Below are 8,242 nucleotides of genomic sequence, written 5' to 3' on the forward strand. Positions count from 1 at the left end.
GTCTCGGTGTCAGAGGCGCGCGAGCCGTTCGAGGGCCTTCGCGAGCGTGTCCTCGCGCTTGGCGAAGCAAAAGCGCACGATGCCCGACTCGTGCGGTTCGTGGTAGAACGCCGACACCGGAATGGCTGCAACGCCGATCTCGCGCGTCAGCCACGTCGAAAATTCGGCCTCGGGCAGGTCGCTGATCGCCGAGTAATCGACACATTGAAAGTAGGTGCCTTCGCACGGCAACAGCTTGAAACGAGAGCTTTGCAGACCGGCACGGAAAAAGTCGCGCTTGCGCTGATAAAAGGCCGGCAAGTCGAGATACGGCGCGGGGTCTTTCAGATAGTCGGCCAGTCCCACCTGCATCGGCGTGTTGACCGTGAACACGTTGAACTGATGCACCTTCCGGAATTCGGCGGTCAGCGCGGCCGGCGCAGCGACGTAACCGACTTTCCAGCCCGTCACATGAAACGTTTTGCCGAAGCTCGAGACGACGAAGCTGCGCTCCGCGAGGGCCGGATAGCGGGCCACGCTCTCGTGCGGCGCGCCGTCGTAGACCATGTGTTCGTAGACTTCGTCCGACACGATCAGCGCGTTCGTGTCGCGCACGATGGCCTCCAGTTTGCGCATGTCGTCGGCATGCCAGACCGTGCCGGTCGGATTGTGCGGCGTATTGACGACGATGAGCCGCGTGCGCGGGGTGATGGCCGCCGCGAGCCGGTCGAAAGGAATCGCGTACTCGGGTGCCTCGAGCGTCACGAAGACGGGTTTGCCGCCCGCGAGTTCGATCGAGGGAAGGTAGCTGTCGTAGGTCGGTTCGAGCACCACCACCTCATCGCCGGGATGCACCGTCGCAAGGATGGCGGTGAGCAGCGCCTGCGTGGCGCCTGCCGTGACCGTGATCTCGGTGTTCGGATCGTAGCGGTGCCCGTGCATGCGCGCGATCTTTCCCGCGATCGCCTCGCGCAACGCGGGCACGCCGGCCATCGGGGGATATTGGTTATGCCCCGCGCGCATGGCGTGCGCGACGGCATCGATCACGCGCGGATCGCAATCGAAATCGGGAAACCCCTGGCCGAGATTGACGGCGCCATGTTCAGCGGCGAGCGCGCTCATGACGGTGAAGATCGTCGTGCCGACATCGGGCAGACGCGAGACGAGTGCAAAAGGCGCGGAGTTCGTCAGGTCGGGCGAGGCATTCATGGCGCGGTGCGTCTTGGCAATAAGGGTTGCGTGGAAGTTCCGTTTCCGTCGTGCATGGTGCAAGTGCGGCGGCGAATCCTGGAGCCGCTGCTATGCGGGCGCGGGCATCGCCAAACCGCAGGCGGCCGCGAACGGCGCCGGCTGGGCGATCCGGAAGCCGAAGTCGCGGGACGTGCGTTTGTCGAGCTTGAGCAGGGCGCGATCCTTCGACACCAGCCAGTCGGCTCGGGCAGCGTGCGCCAACTCGAGGAATTTCTGATCGTCGCGATCCTTGCACTTGGGCAGCAGTGGGGCATTCGATGTCTCGCCCACGCCGTCTTTCATGACGGTGAGCCGCGCCACTGCGGCGAGTGCCGCGGCCTTGTCGAACGCGCGGCGCGCGAGATGCGGGTAATCGAGCACGTGCGCGAGCTCGGCCAGACATCGGGCATCGATCACGGCATCGAGCGCGCCGTTCGCGAGCGCGGCGTGGATCGGGCGCGTCGCGACATCGTCGAATACGAGGATATCGATCCAGACGTTCGAATCGAGAACCACGCGCGGCGTGCCGGACACGGCATCTGAATCGGTAGGAGCAGGCATTCGCTACAATCGGGCTTTTCGCATTCACGGCTCGGCACGGCGTGCCGGCAAGGCTCCATGATAATTGTTTTGTCTCCGGCGAAGTCGCTCGACTACGAGACGCCGCCTCACGTTGCACGTCATACGATTCCCGAGTTTGCCGCCGATGCGGCACTGCTCGTCGACGACCTGCGCCGCTTGTCCCCCCAGCAGCTCGCCTCGCTGATGAGCATTTCCGATGCGCTCGCGACGCTCAACTTCCAGCGTTATGCGGACTGGTCGCCGCGTTTTTCGAAACGCAACGCGAAGCAGGCAGTCCTCGCTTTCAATGGCGACGTTTATGAAGGGTTCGACGCGCGATCGCTCTCGGCTGCCGATCTGGACTACGCGCAGCAGCATGTGCGCGTGCTTTCGGGACTGTACGGCCTACTGCGGCCGCTCGATCTGTTGCAGCCATACAGGCTCGAGATGGGCACGCGTTTGCCCAACGCGCGCGGCAAGGATTTATACGCCTTCTGGGGCGAACGCATCACCGAGGCGCTCAACGTCCAGCTTCGCAAAAAGCCGCATGGCGCACGCGTACTCGTGAATTGCGCGTCGGAGGAGTACTTCAAGTCGGTAAAGGCGAAACGGCTCGACGCGCCGGTGATCACGCCCGTCTTCGAAGACTGGAAAGGCGGACGCTACAAGGTGATCAGCTTCCACGCGAAACGGGCGCGCGGCATGATGGCCCGCTTCGTGGTCGAAAACCGCCTCGAAGCGCCCGATGCGCTCAAGGCGTTCTCGGCCGAAGGCTATCGCTTCGACGCGGGTGCGTCGAACGACAACACGTACGTTTTCCGCCGTCGCGCCGGTGACTGAAGCGCGGCGCGCTCAGGCGGCCGCACGCGACGGCACTTTCATTCGCTCTTATGGCTTGGGCCAGGGAACATCATGACGCTTTCGATTACGAGCAATTTTGACGGTGGTGCAATCGAGGTCCTGGCCTGTCGCGATGCCGCGGACATCCGCTTGCGTGTGAGGCCCGACAATCGTGCCGACTTCGCGCAATGGTTTTATTTCCGGTTGAGCGGCGCGCGCGGCGAACGCTGCCTGATGACGTTCGAAAATGCGGCGCAATGCGCGTTCCCCCACGGGTGGCCCGGCTATCGCGCCGTCGCGAGCTACGATCGCGTCCATTGGTTTCGCGTACCCACGTCGTACGATGGCCGCGTTCTGACGATCGATCACACCCCCGAATTCGACTCGGTCTACTACGCGTACTTCGAGCCCTACACGCGAGAGCGGCACGCGGAATTGCTCGGTACGATCCAGCAGATGCCGCATGCGACGCTGGCCGAACTCGGCAAGACGGTCGAGGGACGGCCGATGTCGCTTTTGGTGTTGGGCACGTCCGAGCAAGAGGGCGGACTGCCGCCCAAGAAGCGTGTCTGGATCATTGCGCGTCAGCACCCCGGCGAAACGATGGCGGAGTGGTTCGTCGAGGGGCTCGTCAAGCGGCTCGCGGGATGGGGCGATTGGGCCGGCGACCCGGTTGCGCGCAAGCTGTACGAACAGGCGGTGTTCTATATCGTGCCGAACATGAATCCTGACGGCAGCGTGCACGGTAATTTGCGGACCAATGCCGCGGGTGCGAACCTGAACCGCGAATGGATGGAGCCGGATCCCGAGCGCAGTCCCGAAGTATTCGCCGTGCGCGATGCGCTGCATGCCATCGGGTGCGACATGTTCTTCGATATCCATGGCGATGAGGCGTTGCCCTACGTCTTCGTCGCGGGTTGCGAAATGCTCCCGGGCTTCACGGCCAGTCAAGCGACGGAGCAGGCGGCATTCATCGAAGCGTTCAAGCTTGCGAGCCCCGATTTCCAGGACCAGCACGGTTACGAAGCCGGGAAGTATCAGGAGGATGCGCTCAAGCTTGCGTCGAAGTACGTCGGCAATGCGTTCGGCTGCCTTTCTCTGACGCTCGAGATGCCGTTCAAGGACAACGCGAACCTACCGGACGAGCGCGTGGGCTGGAACGGCGAGCGCAGTGCTGCATTGGGTGCGGCGATGCTCGGCGCTGTGCTGCATCACATCGAGGCTTTCCGGTAACGGAGCCGGCCGCCCGCATCGCGTGCCGGCCACGTGCCGGCTACGTGCCGGCCGCCCCGCGCCATGCGGGCGCCGGACGATTCAACATTGCACGGCTTACTGGGCGGTGGATTTCCTCGTCGATCTCTTTGCGCCTTGCTTGCTGCCGTGCTTGGACTTGCCTTTTCTCGTCGAATGTTCGGACCGCGGCTTGGCGGCCGGCACGGGATCGTTCCAACTGAACGCCAGCATCTGCGGGCCGACATAGCCGCACCGGAACGACAACGCGTACGGCGCGTGATCCTTGTCCTTGGCGATGCCTTGTCCCGGCACCGTCACGATATTGTCCACCTTCACCCGCTGCTTGCCTTCGTCGAACGAATCGTTCCACGGCTTGATCGACGCATGGGCGTTGTCGAAAGACTCGGGCGGGAAGACGACGCGATCGATCACGTTCGAGGTGCTGGCGACGAATGCGCCATGCGCTGCGCAATCTGCGACGAGCGGGTCCGCATGCATTTCGTTGATGAACTTGGCGACCATCTCGTTACGCTCGTCGATGAGATCGGCGCGCGCGGGTATTGCAGTGATAACGGTGAAACCGGCGGCCGCTGCCGTCAGCCAACGAATGAGCTGGCGCAGGCGGCGCGAGGTGAGGGAGCTATCCATCCAGTCGATCGAATTGAGACATCAGGCACGTAAGATGCCGTACTCGCGGACGGAGTTCAATCGGCGAGCGAATATTTCGGCCGATGATCGTGAAATGGTCACGCAGGCAGGATGCGTCGCATACGCGCTCGGCACGTTGCGCGACGGTCTACGGCAGCGAGCCACGATATGGCTCACATGCGCGGTCCGCCGAGGCGGTAGCGTCTGACATCGTTGGTCGTGACCCATGCGGGGCGGTAGACGGCGATGAGTGCCGTCGCCATCCCCGTGAACCATGCTTCGCCGAGCGCGAGCAGCAGCACGCCGAACGCGTATCCGGCCGGCACTACCAGGAGCGACCCACCGGCAAGCGCGACATGCACGCCCACGGCCGCGCCTGCGGCGAGGGCGGCGGCAACGGCCGGCGAGATGAAGCCCTGTACGCCGATGAAGACGAAAAGGTTGCGCGGCAGCCAGGCCGTGGTTGCGCGCTGCACGAGCGTCGAGATGCCCACGGGTACCGCGCCATAGACGAGAAAGGTCAGGGCGACGCCTTGCCAAGTCGCGTCGAAGACGACGGCGGCGATTCCCGAGACCGCTGCCATGGCCACGAGCGCCAACGCCCAGTCGAAGAGGGTGACGAAAAGGGTCGCCCCGAGCAGATGCATGACCGGACCGTCGTCCAGCCATGCGTTCGTCGCCCACAGCACCGAGATCGCCACGACGACAGCGAGCCACACATGCTGCAGTGTTGCATCCTGCAGGCGCCTGAACGGCTTGCATGCCAGGGCGAGCGCGACGAGCGCCACCGCGGTGAACCACGCACCGATGACGACCCACGGCTGAAGCGGCGTATAAAGGAAACCCATATCGTCCATATTACTCGTTGGAATGCCGATCGTGCGAGCGCCGCGCGCGGGCGGATGGCTTTGCCGTCAGCCGGTACGCGATATCGTCTTGCGAAACGGCACTTCGGGCTCAGCTGCCATCGGCAGTCCGTGCGGGTCCTCGTTGGCGAGCAGAGGATACTTGTATCCTTCGCCGGCACGCAGCGGAATCGGCCCGGCTTGTCCCAGCGCGGGTTTGCGCGCGCCCTCGCATTCCGGCCGCAGCACTTGCAGCTGCGGCGTGAGCCATCCGTTGTAGATCGCGACGGCCGCGGCGCGGTTAGGCGCCCCTAGTTGCTGAAAAATGCTGGCCAGATGGATCTTCACGGTGCCTTCGCTGATGCCGAGCGTGCGCGCAATCATTTTGTTCGTGCTGCCCATATGAACGCACCGCATGATTTGCTCCTGACGCGGCGAAAGCATGGGCGTGAACCGGGTGCGGCGCGCCGGCGCGGCGAGTTCGCGCATGCGCGCTATCGGAACAGGGAGTTCGGCGGGCGTCTTGTTGTCGGGTAGAAACGCGGAATGAGGTGCGTAATGTCCGCCGGCCAGTACGAGTTCCAGCAGACGCACGATCAGCTTCGGGTTCGTCGTGCGCGGAACGACACCGTGCACGCCGCCTTCGTCCATCAAAGGCCGTACACGCGCGGCCGAGGCATCGTCGATGAGTACCGCGACGCGCAGACCTGGATGCTCGGCAAGCGCGGCGCGTACTTCGAACGCGCGCATGGCATCGTGCCAGTCGACGACGAGCAGCTCCACGGGGGCGCGCCTGAGTGCCCGATAGATCTGCGCCCAATCCCTGGCCTCGCAAAAGCGGGCCTGCCGGTTGATTTGCCGCAACAGCGCCTTCAGACCGTCGCGTCGTTCTGCTTCTGTACTGAGAACTGCGAACCGCATACTTGCCTCCTGGGTAGTCCAATCAGGCGGTGCGGGTCGGAACGAGCCGGGAGCGGGCCGGCCGGGCTTCATGCACCGCCGACGCAATAATGACAAATTCCTTACAGCGAGGCGGCTAGCCGGACGGCATAGGACGGGTGCGGACGGTGGCGGACGATGGCCACCCGGCCACCGTCCGGCGTGCGGATCAGTGAAAGTGCGGTTGAGCGGGCTCGGCGTCTTCAGGCATTTCGGCGTGAACGATTTCACCGAGCGGGTCCGCGTAAAGCGGCACGCCGCAATCGTCGCAGTATTCGGGTTCGAAGCGTCCGGCATGCCGGCGAATGTCGCTGACGCCGGCTTCCTTGAGCAGCGCGATGATTTCCTCGAGCGGGCCGTCCGTATCCTCGGCTTCCTCGTCGCCGGAGAGCTCGCCGTTTTCGCGCCCATAGAGTGGCCAGACGACGCCGTAGACGACGTCGTTGCTGCCGCGCCGCGTGAAGCCGATGCGGTATTCATCGATACGTCTTTCGCCGAAGCCGGCCACGACTGCGCGCAACTCCTGCGGTGCCGCGCCCGTGGTGTCGAACAGATAGCGGATGGCGGTGCGCACCGTGTGCGGACGTACACGCTCGTCGGCATCGCGGCAGGCCGAGTAATAGGCGTCGGGCAACAGGCACTCGAATTCGCAGCCGGGCAGCACGAGGGCGAGATTGGCGCCGCCTTGGGTGGCCCACTGCTCGAGGCACTGACCGCGCTCGATGCGCACGCCGTTTTCCTCCTCCTGCCAGCGAAAGAGCGGCGCGCCGACCGGGGCCGCGACCACCGCCAGCAAGAAGCGCGGATCGGCGAGGATGGGCGAGGTTTCGGGCAGGTCGCCGGAGTTGATCTTCGCGGGCGTGCTGTTCAATGCGGCCTGGATGAGTTGCTGGGCGACGCGATAGGTCTCCACATGGTGTCTCGGCAACTGATCGATGCTGTAGAGAAACGGCGCGAGAGCGACGCGGGTCTCGCCGGCAAGGACGTGTGCCTGGAGGTGCGCGCGCAACGCCTCGACCGAATCGGCCTTGAGCGGGCCCGACGGGATGACGTAGCGCGTCCAGGCGAGCACGGGGGCCGCAACGAGCAGCGCTTCGTATGCGACGCCTTCGTGTTCGACGACGAACGATTCGCTGTGCGTTTCGGCCATGTCGGCGAGCGCGCCATAGGCGTCGGGGTGGTTTTGCTGAAGATGATCGAGCGCTGCGTCGAGCGTCGTCTGATTGCCGTTGCGGACGATCTTCGCAAGCAGGGCATCGAGCTTGGCCTCCCAGAAGCGATCTTCGACACGGCTACCCGACGCAAAGAGTGCCAGAGACAAGCCGACGAGCTTATCGGCATCGGGAGGAAGGCGTTTGGCGATTCGCGAGCGCATAGGAATGAGTGAGGTTGGATTCGATGAACCCTCCATTCTAGTCGAGTCCCTTGCGTGCGGCTTTTAATCATGTCCGCGCATAGCGCTTGCAAGGTGCGTAGAAGGGGCCTAGAATTGCGCCCTTTCGCGCATTCGGCAACGCGGCGCGAAGCTTGGGAAGTCGATGTGCAGCGCGGGTTGGCCGGTTTTGGAATAGCAGCAAGGCGACGCCAAAAACCAGTTGACGATGTACGAGAAGGGCTGCATAATCTCGCTTCTCTGCTGCTTGAGCAGCAACGCAAGACGGTGAGCCGGGGTGGTGATGACGGCGAGCGGTTGAGCGACGCGATCTTTAACAATTCACAGTCGATAAGTGTGGGCACTTGATGCGGCGAGCGGCATGTGACTCTTCGGAGTGATGTGCATAAGCGAAAGTATCAAGTCTCACACAGTATTGAGGAAGGTTTCGAGCTATCCAGCAATGGGTGGAATCGAAAACACGTCAGTACGTTGAGTGAGCGACCGACTCGTAAAGAGTCGAAAACAGTAACAGGTATTGAACTGAAGAGTTTGATCCTGGCTCAGATTGAACGCTGGCGGCATGCCTTACACA

General features: G+C 63.5%; 8 protein-coding genes. 2 read left to right on the forward strand and 6 right to left on the reverse strand.

Annotation, left to right across the window (positions count from 1 at the left end; all coding sequences use genetic code 11):
• Nucleotides 1-9: 9 nt before the first annotated feature.
• Together GWC77_RS09205 and GWC77_RS09210 are read right to left on the reverse strand one after the other, a co-directional pair.
• Entirely contained in the window at nt 10-1,188 is a 1,179-nt protein-coding gene (locus GWC77_RS09205) for a pyridoxal phosphate-dependent aminotransferase (protein ID WP_173256600.1), read from the reverse strand.
• A gap of 90 nt (nt 1,189-1,278) precedes the next feature.
• Complete coding sequence (locus tag GWC77_RS09210; RefSeq protein ID WP_173256601.1) at nt 1,279-1,770, reverse strand: putative toxin-antitoxin system toxin component, PIN family; 492 nt, start codon at nt 1,768-1,770, stop codon at nt 1,279-1,281.
• 57 nt (nt 1,771-1,827) lie between these two features.
• Here GWC77_RS09210 and yaaA point away from each other — a divergent pair, with 57 nt between their 5' ends.
• Together yaaA and GWC77_RS09220 are read left to right on the forward strand one after the other, a co-directional pair.
• Nucleotides 1,828-2,610, forward strand: a complete 783-nt coding sequence (gene yaaA, locus GWC77_RS09215) for a peroxide stress protein YaaA (RefSeq protein ID WP_173256602.1) — start codon at nt 1,828-1,830, stop codon at nt 2,608-2,610.
• Between the two features lie 72 nt (nt 2,611-2,682).
• The gene (locus tag GWC77_RS09220) at nt 2,683-3,843 is read left to right on the forward strand and encodes a carboxypeptidase family protein (protein ID WP_173256603.1); all 1,161 of its coding nucleotides are present in this window, start codon (nt 2,683-2,685) and stop codon (nt 3,841-3,843) included.
• 96 nt (nt 3,844-3,939) lie between these two features.
• Here the strand turns inward: GWC77_RS09220 and GWC77_RS09225 are convergent, their stop codons facing one another.
• From GWC77_RS09225 to GWC77_RS09240, 4 genes are all read right to left on the reverse strand, one after another.
• Nucleotides 3,940-4,491 (reverse strand): hypothetical protein, encoded by a 552-nt coding sequence (locus GWC77_RS09225; protein ID WP_173256604.1) that lies wholly within the window; start codon nt 4,489-4,491, stop codon nt 3,940-3,942.
• 173 nt (nt 4,492-4,664) lie between these two features.
• On the reverse strand, nt 4,665-5,339 hold the full coding sequence (locus GWC77_RS09230) for an energy-coupling factor ABC transporter permease (protein ID WP_173256613.1): 675 nt from the start codon (nt 5,337-5,339) through the stop codon (nt 4,665-4,667).
• 66 nt (nt 5,340-5,405) lie between these two features.
• The gene (locus tag GWC77_RS09235) at nt 5,406-6,257 is read right to left on the reverse strand and encodes a response regulator transcription factor (protein WP_173256605.1); all 852 of its coding nucleotides are present in this window, start codon (nt 6,255-6,257) and stop codon (nt 5,406-5,408) included.
• Between the two features lie 187 nt (nt 6,258-6,444).
• Nucleotides 6,445-7,650, reverse strand: a complete 1,206-nt coding sequence (locus GWC77_RS09240) for a DUF2863 family protein (protein ID WP_173256606.1) — start codon at nt 7,648-7,650, stop codon at nt 6,445-6,447.
• Nucleotides 7,651-8,242: the final 592 nt, after the last annotated feature.

The sequence above is a fragment of the Paraburkholderia sp. NMBU_R16 genome, from assembly GCF_013282575.1.
Classification (GTDB): domain Bacteria; phylum Pseudomonadota; class Gammaproteobacteria; order Burkholderiales; family Burkholderiaceae; genus Trinickia.

Coding starts and splice junctions, on each gene's coding strand:
- GWC77_RS09230 (WP_173256613.1), bottom strand. CDS start 5,339: ATGGGTTTCCTTTATACGCCGCTTCAGCCGTGGGTCGTCATCGGTGCG.
- GWC77_RS09220 (WP_173256603.1), top strand. CDS start 2,683: ATGACGCTTTCGATTACGAGCAATTTTGACGGTGGTGCAATCGAGGTC.
- GWC77_RS09210 (WP_173256601.1), bottom strand. CDS start 1,770: ATGCCTGCTCCTACCGATTCAGATGCCGTGTCCGGCACGCCGCGCGTG.
- GWC77_RS09205 (WP_173256600.1), bottom strand. CDS start 1,188: ATGAATGCCTCGCCCGACCTGACGAACTCCGCGCCTTTTGCACTCGTC.
- GWC77_RS09225 (WP_173256604.1), bottom strand. CDS start 4,491: ATGGATAGCTCCCTCACCTCGCGCCGCCTGCGCCAGCTCATTCGTTGG.
- yaaA (WP_173256602.1), top strand. CDS start 1,828: ATGATAATTGTTTTGTCTCCGGCGAAGTCGCTCGACTACGAGACGCCG.
- GWC77_RS09235 (WP_173256605.1), bottom strand. CDS start 6,257: ATGCGGTTCGCAGTTCTCAGTACAGAAGCAGAACGACGCGACGGTCTG.
- GWC77_RS09240 (WP_173256606.1), bottom strand. CDS start 7,650: ATGCGCTCGCGAATCGCCAAACGCCTTCCTCCCGATGCCGATAAGCTC.